Annotated in this window: 22 protein-coding genes; all 22 read left to right on the forward strand. The window is 40.9% G+C overall.

Translation table 11 applies throughout. The features are described from left to right. The 22 genes from fliJ to ACOSV2_RS03195 all read left to right on the forward strand — a co-directional run bounded on the left by fliJ (position 1) and on the right by ACOSV2_RS03195 (position 19,040). Positions 1-447, forward strand: a complete 447-nt coding sequence (gene fliJ / locus ACOSV2_RS03090) for a flagellar export protein FliJ (protein ID WP_397551706.1) — start codon at positions 1-3, stop codon at positions 445-447. Between the two features lie 4 nt (positions 448-451). After that, on the forward strand, positions 452-1,045 hold the full coding sequence (locus ACOSV2_RS03095; protein ID WP_428973875.1) for a MotE family protein: 594 nt from the start codon (positions 452-454) through the stop codon (positions 1,043-1,045). Positions 1,046-1,071: 26 nt separating this feature from the next. Beyond that, positions 1,072-2,313 (forward strand): flagellar hook-length control protein FliK, encoded by a 1,242-nt coding sequence (locus tag ACOSV2_RS03100; protein WP_428973876.1) that lies wholly within the window; start codon positions 1,072-1,074, stop codon positions 2,311-2,313. A gap of 8 nt (positions 2,314-2,321) precedes the next feature. Then, the gene (flgD, locus tag ACOSV2_RS03105; protein ID WP_428973877.1) at positions 2,322-2,954 is read left to right on the forward strand and encodes a flagellar hook assembly protein FlgD; all 633 of its coding nucleotides are present in this window, start codon (positions 2,322-2,324) and stop codon (positions 2,952-2,954) included. 11 nt (positions 2,955-2,965) lie between these two features. After that, positions 2,966-3,346 (forward strand): TIGR02530 family flagellar biosynthesis protein, encoded by a 381-nt coding sequence (locus ACOSV2_RS03110; RefSeq protein ID WP_428973878.1) that lies wholly within the window; start codon positions 2,966-2,968, stop codon positions 3,344-3,346. 68 nt (positions 3,347-3,414) lie between these two features. Continuing rightward, positions 3,415-4,638: a flagellar hook protein FlgE gene (locus ACOSV2_RS03115; protein ID WP_428973879.1), complete on the forward strand. Its 1,224-nt coding sequence runs from the start codon at positions 3,415-3,417 to the stop codon at positions 4,636-4,638. Between the two features lie 79 nt (positions 4,639-4,717). Continuing rightward, the gene (locus ACOSV2_RS03120) at positions 4,718-4,933 is read left to right on the forward strand and encodes a flagellar FlbD family protein (protein ID WP_397551794.1); all 216 of its coding nucleotides are present in this window, start codon (positions 4,718-4,720) and stop codon (positions 4,931-4,933) included. Then, entirely contained in the window at positions 4,930-5,355 is a 426-nt protein-coding gene (gene fliL, locus ACOSV2_RS03125) for a flagellar basal body-associated protein FliL (RefSeq protein WP_428973880.1), read from the forward strand. The genes ACOSV2_RS03120 and fliL overlap by 4 nt, the downstream gene beginning before the upstream one ends. Positions 5,356-5,387: 32 nt before the next feature. Further along, complete coding sequence (gene fliM, locus ACOSV2_RS03130) at positions 5,388-6,386, forward strand: flagellar motor switch protein FliM (RefSeq protein ID WP_428973881.1); 999 nt, start codon at positions 5,388-5,390, stop codon at positions 6,384-6,386. Next, on the forward strand, positions 6,376-7,545 hold the full coding sequence (gene fliY, locus ACOSV2_RS03135) for a flagellar motor switch phosphatase FliY (RefSeq protein ID WP_428973882.1): 1,170 nt from the start codon (positions 6,376-6,378) through the stop codon (positions 7,543-7,545). Before fliM ends, fliY begins: the two co-directional genes overlap by 11 nt. A gap of 27 nt (positions 7,546-7,572) precedes the next feature. Then, on the forward strand, positions 7,573-7,935 hold the full coding sequence (locus tag ACOSV2_RS03140) for a response regulator (protein WP_149155517.1): 363 nt from the start codon (positions 7,573-7,575) through the stop codon (positions 7,933-7,935). A 24-nt stretch (positions 7,936-7,959) separates the two neighbouring features. Next, positions 7,960-8,592 carry a flagellar biosynthetic protein FliO gene (locus ACOSV2_RS03145; RefSeq protein ID WP_428973883.1) on the forward strand — a complete coding sequence of 211 codons (633 nt, stop codon included), beginning with the start codon at positions 7,960-7,962 and terminating at the stop codon, positions 8,590-8,592. After that, a complete protein-coding gene (gene fliP, locus ACOSV2_RS03150) occupies positions 8,585-9,250 on the forward strand; it encodes a flagellar type III secretion system pore protein FliP (RefSeq protein WP_428973884.1) in 666 nt (221 codons plus the stop codon). The genes ACOSV2_RS03145 and fliP overlap by 8 nt, the downstream gene beginning before the upstream one ends. A 14-nt stretch (positions 9,251-9,264) precedes the next feature. After that, positions 9,265-9,534, forward strand: a complete 270-nt coding sequence (fliQ, locus tag ACOSV2_RS03155; RefSeq protein ID WP_113968210.1) for a flagellar biosynthesis protein FliQ — start codon at positions 9,265-9,267, stop codon at positions 9,532-9,534. 4 nt (positions 9,535-9,538) lie between these two features. Beyond that, positions 9,539-10,315 carry a flagellar biosynthetic protein FliR gene (gene fliR, locus ACOSV2_RS03160; RefSeq protein ID WP_428973885.1) on the forward strand — a complete coding sequence of 259 codons (777 nt, stop codon included), beginning with the start codon at positions 9,539-9,541 and terminating at the stop codon, positions 10,313-10,315. 1 nt (position 10,316) lies between these two features. Next, on the forward strand, positions 10,317-11,399 hold the full coding sequence (gene flhB / locus ACOSV2_RS03165; protein WP_113968208.1) for a flagellar biosynthesis protein FlhB: 1,083 nt from the start codon (positions 10,317-10,319) through the stop codon (positions 11,397-11,399). 18 nt (positions 11,400-11,417) lie between these two features. Next, positions 11,418-13,454, forward strand: a complete 2,037-nt coding sequence (gene flhA / locus ACOSV2_RS03170) for a flagellar biosynthesis protein FlhA (protein WP_113968207.1) — start codon at positions 11,418-11,420, stop codon at positions 13,452-13,454. Next, entirely contained in the window at positions 13,451-14,608 is a 1,158-nt protein-coding gene (flhF, locus tag ACOSV2_RS03175; protein ID WP_428973886.1) for a flagellar biosynthesis protein FlhF, read from the forward strand. Before flhA ends, flhF begins: the two co-directional genes overlap by 4 nt. After that, entirely contained in the window at positions 14,589-15,449 is an 861-nt protein-coding gene (locus ACOSV2_RS03180) for a MinD/ParA family protein (RefSeq protein ID WP_428973887.1), read from the forward strand. The genes flhF and ACOSV2_RS03180 overlap by 20 nt, the downstream gene beginning before the upstream one ends. Before the next feature lie 9 nt (positions 15,450-15,458). After that, complete coding sequence (locus ACOSV2_RS03185) at positions 15,459-16,541, forward strand: protein-glutamate methylesterase/protein-glutamine glutaminase (RefSeq protein ID WP_428973888.1); 1,083 nt, start codon at positions 15,459-15,461, stop codon at positions 16,539-16,541. Positions 16,542-16,556: 15 nt separating this feature from the next. Beyond that, positions 16,557-18,581: a chemotaxis protein CheW gene (locus tag ACOSV2_RS03190; RefSeq protein ID WP_428973889.1), complete on the forward strand. Its 2,025-nt coding sequence runs from the start codon at positions 16,557-16,559 to the stop codon at positions 18,579-18,581. Between the two features lie 33 nt (positions 18,582-18,614). Beyond that, complete coding sequence (locus tag ACOSV2_RS03195) at positions 18,615-19,040, forward strand: chemotaxis protein CheW (RefSeq protein ID WP_428974274.1); 426 nt, start codon at positions 18,615-18,617, stop codon at positions 19,038-19,040. Positions 19,041-19,052 lie beyond the last annotated feature (12 nt).

Here is a 19,052-nt window from a genome sequence, read left to right on the forward strand (position 1 = left end):
GTGAGTTATCAATACAGATTTCAACGTATTTTAACGTTAAAAGAAAAAGAAAAAGATGAAGTGCAAGAAATGTACAGGGGTTCCATTGAAAAGTTTGAAAAAGTTGCCGAGAAGCTTTATGAGTTTCTGAAAAAGAAAGAAAATCTCGAACAGCATCAAGAAACCAAGTTGCAAAATGGTTTATCTGTACAACATATTCGTCATCATCAACAGTTCATCACCAATCTTGAAAGAACCATTTCTTATTACCAGGACCTGGTGATACAAGCAAGGAACCGGATGAACTGGTGTGAAGAAAAACTTGTAGATATGAACGTAGAAGTAAAGAAATACGAAAAGATGAAGGAGAATGATCTCCATCGCTTTTTGCAAACGAATCAACAAGTGGAAAATAAACAATTAGATGAAGTATCAGTCGTTCAATATATGAAACGGGGAGTTAGGTGATTTCATGGCAAAGGTGATCGAAGAGGAATACAAAGAGCAGTCCAGTCGTTTCCAAAGAGTTGTGTTTATCATCTTCATTCCTCTCTTGTTTACTATAACCTTCGCTCTCGTAATCATGACAGTTGCAGGAATCAATGTATTTGAAAAAGCGCAATCATTCAGCTCGGACATCCCTTTTCTTGCTAATATCCTTCCTTCAAACGAAGCTCGGGAAGCAGACGAATTACATGAGCGAATGGTCTCTCTACAAGCTTCAATCGAAGATCAAGAGGCGAAAATTGCTCAGCTTCAAAATGAAGTAGATAAAAAAGACAGTGATAATGCACAACTGCAAGCAACCATACAGCAGCAAAAAGAAGAGCTTGAAGAGTTACGGCAGATTGGTGAAGAAAACAAACGGGCCTTTAAAGAGGTAGTCAATACATTTGAATCCATGTCAGCAAAGAGTGCTGCCCCTGTTCTGATGAAAATGGATGATGATGAGGCAATGAAGATTCTATCAAATATCAAACCTGATACGCTAGCAGATATTTTAGAAAAAATGCCCCCGGAGGATGCAGCCAGATACACGGAGCTACTCTCGACGGTGGAAAGATAGGCTAGGTCATGAGAGGAGGTGAAAAAGTGGAAATCGGAATAGGTACCCAAGCTCCCAACTCTCCCATGGGGATGAGAAAGGAATCAACGCATTCTAAGAAAGAAATGGATGGGTTTTCAAAACTTTTAGGATTTGTATCGAATCATGTGGTTGAAAGGGAAGAAGTAAAACAGCCCGAGACACTATCTCTTCTGGTTAGCCTGCAAGGTATCTTACGTGCAACAGAGGTTGGTGAAGTTGGATTATCAAGTGGGCAATTAGAAGACTTATCCCGATTAAAGGAATTTGACTTTGACCAAATCGCTGAAATAGTTGGTGTGGATAAAGAAACGGTCAAAACACTTTTCTCTGAGCTTCAATCCGCTCTTATTGGGACTGAGCAATCTTCGTCTTCATCAGGTGATAATGTAGAGGATCTTCATGAAATCCTGCTGGGAACGATGCAGTTGTTGCAATCCGCATTAAAAAATGAGGTGGGGGGCATAAGTGGAAAAGGGCCAGTGGAAGAAGTGACCAGACTTGTAAAGGTCATTGAACTTTTGGCAGCTAACCGTGACTTACTTGTGGTGGAAGCATCAAAAGCGTCCGAACTGAAAGAGATGATGAAGATGGTTCAAGCGGGTGTAGATCATTCCCTGACCAAGGAGTTTAATCAGGCGAAGGATTGGTCGAGGATATTAAAAGATGCTTTTCAACGCCAAGCACCTGTGCAAACAATGGAAAAGCAGTCTTCAACAGAAGGGGTCACAGTGGAAAAGAAAAGTATTCAACCGATTCAGGCAAGCCACATACACTTTGTTCTTCCGAAAACAGAATCCGTTTCCATGAGTCTCTCATCAGGAAATCGCTCCGTTCAATATGAACAATTCGTGAAAGAATTTCAGAATATCATAAGTAAATCTCAAATGGTGTCACAGCCGAACATGAGTAAGCTGTTAATCAAGCTGTACCCAGAGCAACTGGGCTCACTAAGGATTGAACTTCTACAACAAAACGGAGTGATGACCGCAAAAATATTAGCTTCAACGGCAACTGCGAAAGAAATGCTTGATTCTCAAATTCAAGGATTAAAGCATGCATTTACATCTCAGAACCTCCAAGTAGAGAAGATTGAAATCTCACAGGCGTTAACAGATGCTGAGCGGCAATCCAAAGGGCAGTCACAGCAACAGTCCTCACAACAGCAAAAGCAGAATCAGTCACATGGAGGAAGCGGGGAAGAAGAAACTCAATCCTTTAAGGATTATCTCGTAAATACCGAAATATAGGTGATAATATGACGAAAATCGATCCAAGCTTACTATATTCCACCCTCCAAACAAAACAGCGTGAAGGTGGAAAGGATATTATGGGAAAAGATGACTTCCTGAAAATCCTGATGACACAATTACAGAATCAAGACCCGTTGAATCCGATGCAGGACAAAGACTTCATCGCACAAATGGCTACCTTTTCATCATTGGAGCAGATGACGAACCTGACGAAAACAATGGAGAAATTTGTGGATAACCAAAGTCAATCACAATTGATCTCATACAATCAGTTTGTTGGCAAACAAGTGACATGGCATAAAATTATAGAATCAGAAGCGGGCGATGCACCCGAAATACAAGAAGGACAGGGAATCGTAAAAGGAGTCCGCTTTAAAGGTGACTCTGTTGAATTCATCATGGAGGACGGAACAATCCTGACTCCCGGGAATATTTCACAAGTGAATACGACGGATACCCCGGAAGCTTCTCTCGTTAATGCATCTTTATTAATAGGAAAGAACGTAACATGGAACAGTGAAGATGGAGAGATGAGCGGAATCGTTCAATCCGTTTCAAAGAAAGATTCACTTATTTGGTTTCATACAGAAGCAGGTGACAAAATTTCCAGTGATAAATTAATTAAAATCGAATCATAGGGAGTGGTTGTATGGAAAAGACATTCTTTCATCGTTCACCACAACCGATTGTACCAAATAAGACGAAAGCTATTTCTAAACCTTCAACATCATCATTTGCTTCCCAATTAGATAAGGCCGTTCAACATGTACCCCACATACAGATTAGCAAACATGCAATGGTAAGGATGGAGCAACGGGGAATCTCTATTTCTCAACAAACTTGGGAGAAGATAGGGTCGAAAATAAACGAAGCAAAATCGAAGGGTGTCGGGGATTCTCTGGTGATTCTGAAAGATGCCGCGTTAATCGTAAGCGCAAAAAACAAAACGGTGATCACAGCTTTGGACCGTGACGAAGCACATTCTCAGATTTTCACCAACATTAATGGAACGATATTAATAGATTCATAGGCTGGACCTTTTATGGAGGCCTGTAGCTGTGGACTGATTGAAGCAGCTAATAAGAAAGGGGAAAAATCATGCTACGTTCAATGTATTCGGGTATCAGTGGAATGAAAAACTTTCAAACAAAACTGGATGTAATCGGAAATAATATTGCTAATGTAAATACGTACGGGTATAAAAAAGGGCGTGTCACATTCCAGGATTTAATGAACCAAACCGTTTCTGGTGCGAGTAGAGCAACTGAAAACCGTGGAGGTCAAAATGCAAAGCAAGTAGGTCTTGGGGCATCTCTGTCGTCCATTGATACGATTCAAACTCAAGGAAGTCTGCAGACAACAGGCAGATCCTTGGATGTAGCCATCTCGGGTGACGGATTTTTTGTTGTGAGACAAGGAAATAACGAAATGTTTACCCGTGCCGGGAACTTTTATTTAGATTCAAACGGAAACCTTGTGACAGGTCAAGGAAATCTTGTACAGGGGTATCCGGTTACTAATGACGGTGCAGTCAATCAGAGTGGGGCGACTGATATCAAAATTGATACTAATACCACAATGGCACCACAGGCTACGAGCAAGGCCGCTTATAATGGGAACTTAAAGTCTAGTGCCGTCGATGGTACTGTAGTGGAGCTTGAAACGAAAGTGAAGGATTCACTAGGTAAAGATATTAGTATTAAGTTAGTAATGGAGAAATCCGGTCAAAATCAATGGGGAGTTACAATATCCAGTCTGACCGATGACGTTACAGTCGCCAATGGTCAAGATACCGTTTTGAATTTTGACGAAGAAGGGAAATCAACTTCTCAGGTGCCTTTCCCTATAGTTTTAAATAATCAAACTGGTGCAAATCCTACCCAAACAATCGATCTGGATTTCTCCAAGATCACTCAGTTCGATAGCTCATCCTCCGCTAATGTAGATACTGTTGACGGAAACTCAGAAGGGTACCTTGAAAGCTTCAACATAGGTTCTTCCGGTGAAGTGAATGGGGTATTTTCCAATGGTGAAGTGAGAGTTTTAAGTCAACTGGCATTAGCTACTTTTTCTAATCCGGGTGGGTTGACGAAAGCCGGCAATAATCTGTTCCAGGCTTCAAACAACTCAGGCCTTCCGAACCAGGGGCTAGCTGGAGAGGGAAGAGGGGCACTTCAGTCTGGTGCCCTCGAAATGTCCAACGTGGACCTATCCGAAGAATTCACTGAAATGATCACGGCTCAGCGTGGTTTCCAGGCAAATACACGTATTATCACAACGTCGGATGAAATCCTGCAAGAGCTTATAAACTTGAAACGTTAATTCGTTAAAAAGGGAGGAAGGGACTGACATCTAACAGATTTTACCTTAGATTGGGGGATGGATGTCAGTCCTGAAATTTATGATCACGTTAACCAGACTGAATGGAAAGTCATTTACGTTGAATGCTTTATACATAGAAACAGTAGAAGCGTTTCCGGACACTACGATTCTATTAACAAATGGCAGACGATATGTTGTGAAAGAAACAGTGGATGAGGTTGACTCCCTTACACTTTCTTTCTTTCAAAAAGCAAATTTACTCAGCATGCCCCATGAGGGAGGGAGTATCAGTTGAAGAGTAAAGCCCTGACAATCATGATGATCCTGTTGGTTACGATTACACTTGTCGGTGTGATTGCGTTAGTTGTCATTCTGAAGTTTTCAGGTGATGAAGAAGCGAAAGAGCCTTCCATAGAAGAAGTGATTGAAAACTCGGTGGACATACCTGAGACGACAACCAATTTAATGAGTAATGATTTCATTCGTATTTCCTTTAAGATTCAAACAGATAGTAAAAAAGCAAAAAGTGAGTTGGAAAAGAGAGATTTTCAAGTGAATAACATCATCATAGAAGAGCTTTCAGAATTGAAAGCAGAAGAACTGCAAGGGAAAAAAGGAAAAGAAATGATCGAAACGAAGGTTAAAGACAAGGTAAACTCCCTTATGCAAGAAGGAATGGTAGAAAAAGTCTATATCACCTCTATGATGATTCAATAAGAAAGATATTATGAGTGTTTGGAGGTGAAGTGGTGGCGAGTGAAATTTTATCTCAAAGTGAAATCGATGCTCTCTTGTCAGCTCTCAATACAGGAGAGATGAGTGCAGATGATTTCAAAAAAGAAGAAGAAGAGAAAAAAGTGAAAGTGTATGATTTTAAGAGAGCTTTACGGTTTTCTAAAGATCAAATTCGAAGTTTAACGAGAATACATGAAAACTTCGCCCGGATCTTGACTACATATTTCTCTGCTCAATTAAGAACTTATGTTCAAATAAATGTTGCTTCTGCTGACCAAATCCCATACGAAGAATTTATCCGTTCCGTTCCGAAAATGACCATCTTAAACGTATATGAATTACCACCATTGGATGGAAGGATCCTTATGGAAATCAACCCGAATATTGCTTATTCGATGATGGATCGGGTGATGGGTGGAAGGGGAGTCAGCGTTAATAAAGTAGAGAATTTAACCGAAATTGAAACGAGAATTATGAGTCAGCTCTTTGAACGGGCGTTTGAGAATTTAAGGGAAGCCTGGAGCACTGTGGCTGATGTAGATCCACTTTTTGCGGAATTTGAAGTGAACCCGCAATTTCTTCAAATGGTGTCACCAAATGAAACGGTTGTGGTTATTTCATTAAACACAACGATTGGTGAAACAAGTGGAATGATTAACATCTGCATTCCACACGTTGTACTGGAGCCGATCCTTCCTAAATTATCAGGAAGTTATTGGATGGAAAGCAAACGTAAAGAGAGCAAGCCGGAAGAAACGGCACATCTAGAAAGAAGAATCAAGAAAGCCCAAGTGCCGATAGTGGCTGAATTAGGACGTTCTGATATTTCAATTGAAGAGTTCCTTATGCTGGATATTGGTGATGTAATCGAAATGAACACCCGAATCGATGATCCATTAACGATCAGAGTGGGTGATATTCCTAAATTTACAGCTCAGCCAGGGAAGTCAAATAAGAAACTGGCCGTTCAAATTTTAGATTCGTTGAAGGGGGGAGACGACGATGATGAGTGATGATATGTTATCACAAGATGAAATTGATGCGTTGCTTCGTGGTTCTGCAGAACCTGAAGAGGAAACAGAAGAGCGCAAAGAGATAAATAGCAATGATTACATTAGTTCTATGGAAGAGGATGCTTTAGGTGAAATCGGGAACATCTCCTTTGGGAGTTCGGCAACGGCTTTATCCACGTTGCTCAATCAGAAGGTTGAGATAACGACCCCTAAAGTAATGATCATTGATAAAAATTATTTAGAAGAGGAATTTCCTCATCCTTATGTCGCCATTCAAGTTCAATATACTGAAGGATTTTCAGGAGTGAACCTGCTGGTGATCAAACAATCAGATGCATCCATCATCGCTGACTTGATGCTTGGTGGAGATGGAAGGAACCCATCCAGTGATTTGGGGGAAATCCAGCTTAGTGCGGTTCAAGAGGCAATGAATCAAATGATGGGTTCTGCTGCAACCTCCATGTCTACGGTTTTCAGTAAGAAAGTGGATATTTCACCACCTTCCATCGATTTGATGTACATACCTCAAGGAGAGGGAGAAGAAAACCTTCCTGATCAAGATCTATTAGTAAAAGTATCATTCTCATTGAAAATCGGAGATCTCATTGATTCGAGCATCATGCAGCTCTTGCCCTTAAGTTTTGCCAAGAGTTTGGTAGATGAATTAATGAATGGTGGAGCTACTGACGAAGTTGCAGCAACGGTTACACCGACCGTGGAACTTCCTGCTGCTCCACAAGCAGAGCCGAATAGCGGTATGTATGAGGAACCTGTCCGTGTTTCCCATCCGCACGCGTCTCCTCAGCATTTGGGGGGGCAAGGGGTGCATGGAGAAACCGTAAATGTACAACCGGCTACATTTAGTCATTTTGAACCGACAACATTGGGACAACAGGAAACAAAAAATTTGAATATGCTACTAGACATTCCCTTGCAGGTTACGGTAGAGCTCGGAAGGACGAACCGATCAGTCAGGGACATACTCGAGTTATCGTCTGGTTCCATAATAGAGCTTGATAAATTAGCGGGAGAACCGGTTGATATCCTTGTAAACAGTCAATTGATGGCTAAAGGGGAAGTAGTAGTGATAGATGAGAACTTTGGTGTCAGAATTACGGACATTGTAAGTCAAAGTGATCGTATTAAAAAACTTAAATAACTTAGACGATGATGGAGGATGACGATAATGGCTAATAAAATTCTAATTGTAGATGATGCGGCTTTTATGAGAATGATGATTAAAGATATTTTGACGAAAAATGGGTTTGATGTAGTAGGAGAGGCAGCCGATGGAAGTCAAGCTGTTGATAAATACAAGGAACTGAAACCAGACCTTGTCACCATGGATATTACGATGCCGGAAAAAGACGGTATTGCAGCTCTGAAGGAAATCAAAGCAGTTGACGCCGGTGCGAAAATCATTATGTGCTCTGCAATGGGTCAACAAGCAATGGTGATTGATGCCATACAAGCGGGTGCAAAGGATTTTATCGTTAAACCATTCCAGGCCGATCGTGTAATCGAAGCCATTCAGAAAGCTCTAGGCTAACAGATTAGTAAGAAGGTGCATGTATTGAAGAAGATTCAAATTATAGTGAGTCTTATTGTTTTTATCATTACTGCAAATGCTGTGAATGTAACAGCATTTGCAGAAGTGAATAATGTCAAGGACTGCATAGAACATCCAGAGAAATGCAATGAGCAGCAAAATGATGAGGCTGACACCTCAGGCGCAGCTACCTCGGTTACTTTTTTGGATTATTTTAAAATGATCGTTGCTCTTATCTTTGTAGTTGCTCTCATATATTTTTTGTTGAAATTTATCAATCAAAAAGGAAGGTCCTTTCAACAAACGAAATTAATCAATCATTTAGGTGGAACGCCCCTCGGGGGAAATCGTTCTGTCCAAATTGTTAAGGTAGGCAAACAAGTACTGGTACTTGGTGTAGGAGAAGATATTCAGCTATTGAAAGAGATTCAGGATGAAAAAGAAAAAGAAGAGATACTATCCTTTTATCAGGACGCTCAATATCCTGATGCCAAAACAGCCGTTTCCAGTTGGTTAACAAAGGTAAAAGGTCCTTCTCAATCCTCTGATACAAGTTCATTTCAATCACAGTTGAAATCACAATTGGAGGAAATGAAAAAGGGAAGAAAAAAGATGTTCAAGGATCTAAAGAAAGAGGAGAATCATTCCGATGAATGAATTCATGGAGTTTTTTAATAGTAGTTCTGCAGATAATGTATCGACAAGTGTTAAGCTGCTATTACTATTTACCGTCCTTTCACTGGCACCCAGTATTCTGATTTTAATGACATCTTTTACCAGGATCATGATTGTCCTATCTTTTGTCAGGACTTCTCTTGCCACACAACAAATGCCGCCGAATCAGGTATTGATTGGAATTTCTTTATTTCTTACATTTTTCATCATGGCTCCAACTTTTCAAGAGGTAAACGATGAAGCATTGACCCCTCTTTTTAATGAAGAGATTAATCTTGAAGAAGCTTACGACAAGGCTTCGATCCCGTTTAAAGAATTTATGAGTAAGCACACAAGACAAAAGGATTTAGAGTTGTTCTTACAATACTCCGGGGCTGAACCACCCGATTCTGTGGAAGACATTCCTCTTACATCCTTGGTACCGGCATTCGCGTTAAGTGAAATTAAGACGGCTTTTCAAATAGGATTTATGATTTTTATTCCTTTCTTAGTCATCGACATGGTGGTAGCGAGTGTCTTGATGTCCATGGGGATGATGATGCTCCCTCCTGTTATGATTTCATTGCCTTTCAAGATTTTACTGTTTGTGTTAGTGGATGGCTGGTATTTAGTAATAAAATCTCTTTTACAAAGTTTTTAAGTAGGTGAGTTTCAATGAATGCTGAATCTGTTATCGCGATCGCGGAGCGTGGAATATATGTAACCCTCATCGTTTCCGCTCCATTACTGCTGTTGGCCCTTATAGTAGGGTTGATCGTCAGTATATTTCAAGCAACAACACAAATACAGGAACAAACTCTTGCATTTATTCCTAAAATCGTGGCGGTCTTGGTCGGGATTGTTTTCTTTGGGCCTTGGATGTTAACGAAGCTTGTGACGTATACCTCACAAATCTTCTCAGATTTAACAAGGTTCGTAGGGTAAGAGAATGGAAGAGCTTGTACCCATTCTATCGGTTTATTTACTAGTGTTTGTTAGGGTTTCGGCTTTTTTTGTTACGATGCCCCTGTTTTCATACCGTAACATACCTGCACAACATCGGATCGCTTTCTCGGTGGTACTCTCCTGGGTCATGTATTATACGATGGAATCCACGGCATTTGAAATCAACGGCCATTATTTTTTGTTGATCATGAAAGAAGCCATGATCGGACTTCTCATCGGTTTTGTTGCCTATATGATTGTGACGGCCATCCAGATAGCCGGAGGGTTTATAGACTTTCAAATGGGGTTTGCCATTGCTAATGTGATCGATCCCCAAACAGGAGCACAAAGCCCTTTGATGGGTCAATATCTATATACATTTGCGCTTCTTTTATTGCTTGCTCTTGATGGTCATCACCTGCTCCTCGATGGAATTTTTTATAGTTATCAGCTGATCCCGATTGATAGCCCATGGATACCCTTTGGAGATGAGAGATTAATCGACTATGTTATGAAATCTTTTAACTCGATGTTCATCATTGCTTTTCAAATGTCGATTCCTGTTGTCGCAACGCTGTTCCTTGTGGATGTGGCCTTGGGGATTGTGGCTCGTACTGTACCGCAGTTAAACGTCTTCGTCGTAGGGTTTCCTATCAAGATTGCCGTTGCATTTATCGTGCTGTTCATTGTAATGGGCGTGATGTTTGCTGTCATGCAGCAGCTTTTTGAAATGATGTTCGTGACCATGAGAGATTTAATGAAAATTATTGGAGGCACATAAATTGAAGTGGCTATCATTAGACCTACAGTTTTTCAGTGGGGAAAAGACGGAGAAAGCGACTCCAAAAAAAAGGGATGACGCGCGGAAAAAAGGACAAACAGCAAAAAGCCAGGATGTGAATACAGCAATCATCCTTCTTGCCGTTTTTTTATTCCTTACGTTCAGTGCTTCATATATCGGGAATATTGTGTTCGATCTCTTTAATCAAACCTTTCAGGAATACATGCTGATGGAACTGACAGAGAATACAGTTCAAGTCATAACCATGGATATTATGAAAGAACTTGCATTGCTTCTCGGTCCGATTATGTTAGTGGCCTTACTTGCCGGGTTGGTTTCGAATTATATTCAAGTAGGGGTCATGTTTACGACTAAGCCGCTTGAGCCGAAGCTTGAAAAGATTGATCCCATTAAAGGGTTTAAGCGTATCTTCTCTTTAAGAGCAATCGTTGAACTATTAAAATCCATTCTGAAAATTTCCTTCGTAGGTGCGATCACGTTTGTCATTCTCTGGAAGAATATTGATCAAGTGTTAAGCTTATCGTTTAAGTCAGTGGGGGATTCATTAGCGACGATGGCGAGCTTAACTGTACAAATGGGAATCGCTGCTTCACTGGCGCTACTATTCTTATCACTATTCGATTTCCTTTATCAGAAATATGATTTTGAAAAAAATATTCGAATGTCAAAGCAGGATCTAAAAGATGAACATAAAAACATCGAGGGTGATCCGCTGATTAAATCCAAAATTAAGCAGAGACAGCGTGAAATGGCCATGAGACGCATGATGCAGGAAGTTCCGGAAGCGGATGTGGTGATTACAAACCCTACTCACTTTGCCATTGCACTTAAATACGATGAGAATAAAATGGATGCGCCTTATGTAGTGGCGAAAGGCGTTGATTATCTAGCACAGAAGATTAAATATATCGCCAATGAAAACGACGTGGTGATGGTGGAAAATCGTCCTTTAGCCCGGTCCCTTTATGACTCGGCTGAAATAGGCGATGCCGTTCCGGAAGAGTTTTTCAAAGCAGTTGCAGAAATTTTAGCTTATGTTTACCGAATAAAAAATCAAATGTAAGCAGTTAGGAGAGAAACAATGTCAGCAAGAGATTTATCCGTACTAGCCAGTGTCATATTAATCGTTGCCATGCTTATCATCCCGTTCCCATCCTGGTTATTAAGCTTATTGATCATCGTTAATATTTCACTTGCACTCCTTGTACTCCTAACCACGATGAATATGAATGAACCATTGCAATTTTCTATATTTCCTTCCCTATTATTATTGTTAACACTTTTTCGATTAGGTCTAAATGTTTCCACAACGAGATCGATCCTTAGTAAAGGTGAAGCAGGGGACGTTGTGGAAACCTTTGGAACATTCGTTGTAGGAGGAAATATTCTCGTCGGTCTCGTAGTATTCATCATCCTCATCGTGATCCAATTTATTGTCATAACAAAAGGGTCTGAGCGTGTGTCCGAGGTTGCGGCAAGATTTACACTTGACGCGATGCCCGGTAAGCAGATGAGTATAGATGCCGATTTGAATGCCGGGATGATTTCAGAGCATGATGCCAGAAATCGCCGGGAAAAAGTAGGTCGGGAAGCAGATTTCTATGGTGCCATGGACGGGGCATCTAAGTTTGTTAAGGGAGATGCCATAGCAGGAATTGTCATTGTCATGATCAATTTAATCTTCGGTATTATTATCGGCATGACACAACAAGGGCTGCCTATCGCCGAAGCGGCAACCCGTTACTCCTTACTTACAGTCGGAGACGGAATCGTCAGCCAGATTCCTGCCCTATTGATCTCAACAGCCACGGGCATCGTGGTAACAAGAGCGGCATCTGAAGGGAATCTTGGACAGGATATCATGAATCAGCTACTGGCTTATCCTGCGATGCTGTATGTAGCTGCCTTCACGATTTTCATGCTGGGTGTAGCAACTCCTATTAATGATATCTTAACCATTCCAGTGGCAGCCCTTATGGGGATAGGAGCCTTCATGCTTTCACGATCACCTAAGGAAACTGAATCTGACATGATGGAAATGGAAGAAGAAGTAGAGCAGGACGAAATGAAAAGTCCGGAGAGCGTCGTGAACTTACTGAATGTCGATCCCATTGAATTTGAGTTCGGATATGGTCTGATTCCCCTTGCCGATACGAATCAGGGAGGAGATCTCCTTGACCGGATTGTAATGATACGACGTCAATTAGCGATAGAGCTGGGGCTGGTCATACCTGTAGTGAGGATCCGGGACAATATACAACTTCAACCGAATGAATACCGCTTGAAAATAAAAGGCAATGAGATGGCTCGTGGAGAGCTTTTGCTTGATCATTATTTAGCCATGAGTCCAGGTGTGGAGGATGATTCGATTGAGGGAATTGATACAATCGAGCCATCATTCGGTCTTCCGGCTAAATGGATTTCAGAAGAAATGAAAGAGCAGGCAGAAATATTCGGATATACGGTTGTGGATCCGCCGTCAGTGGTGTCAACCCACATAACCGAAATGATTAAAACAAATGCTCATGAGCTACTGGGCAGACAGGAGACGAAACAGCTCATAGATCACCTGCAGGAATCCTACCCGATATTAGTGGAAGAAGTGACACCGAATCCTTTAACAGTAGGTGAAGTACAAAAAGTATTAGCCAAGTTGTTAAAGGAAAATGTGTCTATCAGAAACTTGCCGATTATTTTTGAAACACTTGCTGACTATGCCAAAATGAGTTCAGATACAGATCTTTTAGCTGAATATGTCAGGCAATCGTTGGCTAGACAAATTACCAGTCAATATGTCCAAGGAGATGCTTCCTTAAAGGTTGTGACTATGGCAGGAAAGGTTGAAAAATTGATTGCCGACGCCATTCAACAAACGGAACATGGAAATTATTTATCCATGGATCCAAATGATTCTCAAGGAATCCTGGAGGCAGTCGCATCTCAAGTGGAACAGTTGTCCCTTATGGAGGAGTCACCGATTATTCTGTGTTCCCCTGCTGTGAGAATGTACGTAAGACAATTAACAGAAAGGTATTTTCCACAAGTACCGATCATTTCATATAACGAATTAGAAGCAAATGTAGAAGTACAAAGTTTAGGGGTGGTGAATCTCGGATGAAAGTAAAGAAATATGCAGCACCTTCCATGAATGAGGCAATGAAAAAGGTCAGAGCTGAATTAGGGGATGATGCCGTCATACTAAACTCTAAAGTAGCATATACGGGTGGTTTCATGGGGTTATTCAAAAAGAAAATGATTGAAGTCATTGCTGCCATTGATCCAGAGGTTGAAAGTGAAAAGATAGAGATGAGTAGAATGAAAGCAAAATCTGCACCAATCGCTCATTCTTCTCCACCCGAAAAAAAATACGAAGTTCCTAATAAATCGGTAGAGTCAGAATTAAAAGAACTAAAACAAATGATTTCTACTATTAAATCAAAAAATCAATTCGAGAAATTCGCTGAAGATGTTCAAGAAATCTTGCTATTTCTCAAAAATCATGACATTAGTGATACCACTCTCTTCCGGTTGGGGGACTATCTAGAAGAGAGAATCAAGAGTGGATTTCTTCCAGGGAACAATCGAAACGAATGGGCTAGACAGGAAGTCAAACATTTTCTGGAGGGTCTTCTGAAAGGAATCGCTTTGGGTGGTATGAGTTACAAGAAGAAATACATTAACGTGATAGGCCCAACGGGTGTGGGGAAAACAACTACTCTAGCGAAAATGGCGGCTGAAGCAGTCATAGAGAAACGGATGAAAATAGCTTTCATCACCACGGATACGTATCGTATTGCAGCGATCGAGCAACTAAAGACATATGCAGGTCTGTTGAATGTTCCAGTAGAAGTTGTCTATAAAATAGAAGACTTTAAAAAAGCAATCGATAAATTCCAGGACTACGACCATGTTTTCATTGATACTGCAGGCAGGAATTTCAGAGAAAAGAAATATGTAGAGGATTTGCGGGGAATTATTGACTTTGACCACCAGATGGAGACGTTTCTGGTTCTTTCCCTGACGAGCAAGGAGAGGGATATGGAGGAAATCATTTCACAGTTTTCTTCTATTGACATTGATCGGTTCATTTTCACGAAATTAGATGAAACATCCAGTTACGGTTCTATGATCAATATGATGACAGAGGTCAAGATAGGTGCATCTTATGTAACGATCGGTCAGGATGTACCGGAGGATATTACCGAGGTGAATGTGGAAGAAATAGGTCATTTACTAATGAAAGGATTTCAATATGAGAGATCAAGCATATAACCTAAGGCGGAAAATGGTCAATGGCGACTCTTCCCCCGCTAAAACGATGGCAATAGTAAGCGGAAAGGGTGGGGTTGGTAAATCGAATATCTCCACTAACCTTTCTGTTTTGCTTGGTAAAGAAAATAAGAAAGTATTATTAGTTGACCTGGATATCGGCATGGGAAATATTCATATTTTACTAGGAAGTCATCATTCTTACTCAATCATGGATTATATTGAGGAAAAAGAACTAGATATCGACACGATTATATGTGAAAATGTTCATGGTATCTCTTACATAAGTGGGGGGAATGGTCTTAAGAATATCGTGGAGTGGCAGGATAAGCAGATAGAACGGTTCTTTGAAGTGATGAAACATATAGTTCAAAAGTATGATTACATTCTTTTTGATATGGGTGCAGGAGCTACGAAAGAAACGTTGGAATTTCTCTTGGCGATGGATGAAATCATTGTTGTCACGACACCTGAACCTACCTCGATTACAGATGCTTACTCGATGATGAAATATATTTATATGAGGGATCAAGAGAAACCGTTCTATCTGATATGTAATCGGGCGGAATTCAAGAAGGAAGGTCTTGAAACGATTACGAGATTACAAGAAACGGTGAGGAAATTCCTTCATAAGGAGATCGTTTCTTTAGGGGTCTTACCTGAAGATTCAACGGTCAGGAAGGCGGTCATTCATCAAAGACCCATAGTCGTCGGATACCCTGCTTCAGCCATGACCTTAAGTCTTCGTACAATGTTACATCAAATTGTCGGGGGACCTTTTCGACCAGTGAGTAATCAGACAGGTTTTTTAAAGAGTATGAGAAATTTATTTTTTGGGAGGTAAAATTCCTGAATGAAAAAAGTTCTAGTTGTAGATGATTCAGCATTTATGAGAAAACTTATTGGTGATTTTCTAACAGCCTCCAAACAGCTAGAAGTGATAGGAATTGCTAGAAATGGTGAAGACGCGATCTCAAAAATTAAAAAACTCCGTCCTGACGTCGTGACCCTTGACGTGGAAATGCCAAAGATGAATGGAATAGAAGCCTTAAGGAGAATCATGGGGGAATGTCCGTTGCCTGTTGTGATGCTCTCATCTACAACCAAAGAGGGGGCGGAGGAAACCGTCAAAGCCATGGAGCTTGGAGCTGTTGATTTTATCGCGAAACCTTCAGGAACCATTTCATTGGACCTTCATAAAGTTCAAGATGAAATGGTTGAAAAAGTAATATCGGCAAGCAAGGTGAATATGACGAAAATAACCAGCGCTTTTCGAAAAAGGACAGAGTCGGTAGATTCAAGTGAACCTGCTAAAGGAGCGGTACGAACGTTACCTTCTGACCTGAAATGGACAAGGGATTCACGGAAATTGGTCCTTATAGGAACATCAACAGGAGGTCCGCGCGCTTTACAGCAGGTGCTGACAGAATTATCTCCTCAACTGGATGCACCAGTGGTAGTGGTACAGCACATGCCACCGGGCTTTACCAACTCACTGGCCAATCGGTTAGATGGTCAATCCGAAATTAAAGTGAAGGAAGCGGAGCATGAAGAAATTCTCCAAAAAGGAACAGCATATATCGCACCGGGTGGTTTTCATACAAAGGTGGTCGAGCATGGAGCACATCTAGCCTTTGAATTATCAAAGGAAGAAGCACCACGAAATGGTCACAGACCTTCCGTGGACGTATTGTTCGAATCCGCAAGCTTGATTCCGAATTATGGAAAAATAGCTGTCATAATGACAGGGATGGGCTCCGATGGCTCTGAGGGATTGATCAAGCTGAAAGAAACAGGCGAAGTGAGGGCCATTGCAGAATCAAAAGAGACTTGTATTGTGTTTGGAATGCCGAAGTCGGCTATCGCTACAAATTTAGTGGACAGCGTGGAACATATCGAGGATATTTCTCAATCTATTATGAAGTACATGTTGTAGAGAGGTGTGGAGCACATGGAATTGAGTCAATATTTAGAAGTTTTTATAGAAGAGAGTAAGGAAAATCTACAAACCTGTAATGAGCAATTACTGGAATTGGAGAAAAACCCTGAAAACCTGGCGATTGTTAATGAAATTTTTCGTTCAGCTCACACGTTAAAAGGAATGTCTGCAACGATGGGGTACGAAGATTTGGCAAACCTTACCCATAAAATGGAGAATGTTCTGGATGCTATACGTAATGAAAAAATTAAAGTGACACCAGAGATATTGGATGTAGTGTTTAAATCCGTTGACGACCTGGAAGCAATGGTGTTTTCTATCGCGGAGGGCGGAGATGGGAAACGGGACGTGACAGAAGTAGTCACCCTCCTCCAAGCAATTGAAAAGGGTGAAAGTTTACAATCAGCAAGTAATGAAGCTGCCGCAACCATAGCGCCTGAAATACATACATTGTCCATGAAGTACGAAGCATTTGAACAAACCGTTATTCAGCAATCCTACGAGCAGGGTTTCCGATGCTTTGAAATTACCGTTTCCTTGCGGGATGATTGTCTGTTAAAAGCAGCAAGAGTATATATGGTTTTCGAAGTGCTGGAAAAACTCGGAGAAGTCATTAAGTCTTTCCCTACTGTCGATCAGCTGGAAGAAGAACAGTTCGATCAATCCTTTGTTATAGCTGTTGTGTCAAAAGAGGATGCAAGTGACATAGAAAAGAGTATACGTAACGTCTCTGAGGTTGAAGAAGTCACGTTAATGGAACTGTCCTCACATCATATTCACAATAAAGAAATGAATGCAATGGAGGAACAGTCACCAGTTGCAGTTGTAAGAGAACAGGAAGACATGATACCTAAAGAAACAAATAAAACATCAAAACAATTGAATCCATCGAGCAAAACGATACGTGTAAACATTGAGCGACTGGATGTACTGATGAACCTTTTTGAAGAACTTGTCATAGATAGAGGCAGATTGGAACAAATCTCAAAAGATTTAAATAATCCGGAATTAAATGAAACGGTTGAAAGAATGACGCGGATTTCCGGAGACTTACAAAGCATCATCCTCACTATGCGGATGGTTCCTGTGGAAACGGTATTTAACCGCTTTCCCCGCATGGTAAGACAACTTGCAAGGGATTTAAATAAGAAAATTGAATTAGAAATCATAGGGGCGGAGACAGAACTTGATCGGACGGTGATCGATGAAATCGGAGATCCACTCGTCCACTTAATTCGTAATGCCCTGGATCACGGAATTGAAATGCCTGATATTCGCTCGAAAAATGGTAAGCCTGAGCAAGGGACAGTCAAGCTGAAAGCCTATCATAGCGGAAATCATGTATTTATTGAACTTGAAGATGATGGTGCAGGTATTAATAAACAGCGAGTGATGGAGAAAGCGATTCAAAAAGGAATTGTATCAGAAGAAGTGGCGCAAACCTTATCCGATCGACAAATCTATGAACTTATCCTGGCGTCAGGTTTTTCAACAGCTGACCAAATCTCAGACATCTCTGGTAGAGGTGTTGGATTGGATGTAGTTAAAGCGACGATCGAGTCATTAGGTGGTGCCATTACAATCGACTCCAGTGCTGGTCAAGGATCATTGTTTTCTATTCAATTGCCATTAACCTTATCGATTATTTCTGTGATGCTTGTTGAGATTGAAGCTGAGAAATACGCAATCCCCCTTTCTTCCATTATCGAGACGGCCATAGTCAAAAAAGAAGAGATCATGAATGCACATAATCAAAGAGTGATAGATTTCAGAGGCAAGGTGGTTCCTTTGTTATTCCTGGAGGATGTATTCGAAGTTCCTAAAGATTCAAAGGATGAAGAGTATTATTCTGTCGTAGTTGTCCGCAAAGGAGAAAAAATGGCAGGTTTAGTAGTGGATTCATTCATTGGTCAACAGGAAATCGTGCTGAAATCTTTAGGGAATTATCTTAATGATGTATTTGCCATTTCGGGTGCTACCATATTGGGTGATGGGCAGGTAGCACTGATTGTTGATTGCAATGCATTGATTAAATAGGAGGTAAGGGAAATGAGTGTAGTGTCAGAGACGATGGAAGACCTAAAGTTGATCGTATTCCAATTGGTGGATAAGGAATATGCCATTCCTGTCGATCAGGTCAGATCAATTGAGAAGCCACAGCATATAACGAGAGTGCCTAGAACGCCTTCCTATGTTAAAGGTGTAATAAATTTACGTGGTGTCGTAACCCCCATCATCGATTTAAGAAGCCGGTTCGATTTACCCTCTTCTGTGCCAACCGAGAGCACCCGTGTGATTATCGTTGGTTTAGATGATAAAGAAGTAGGGTTTATCGTCGATGCGGCAAATGATGTGTTGGATGTAGAGAGAGAAACGATTGAACCTTCACCGGAGGTTGTCGGGGTAGTAGAAGCAGAGTACATTGGTGGAGTAGTAAAGCAAAATAAACGATTATTGATTCTACTTCATTTAGACAAAATACTGCAATCCATCTAAGGAGAACAGATA

The organism is Rossellomorea sp. DUT-2 (genome assembly GCF_052665285.1).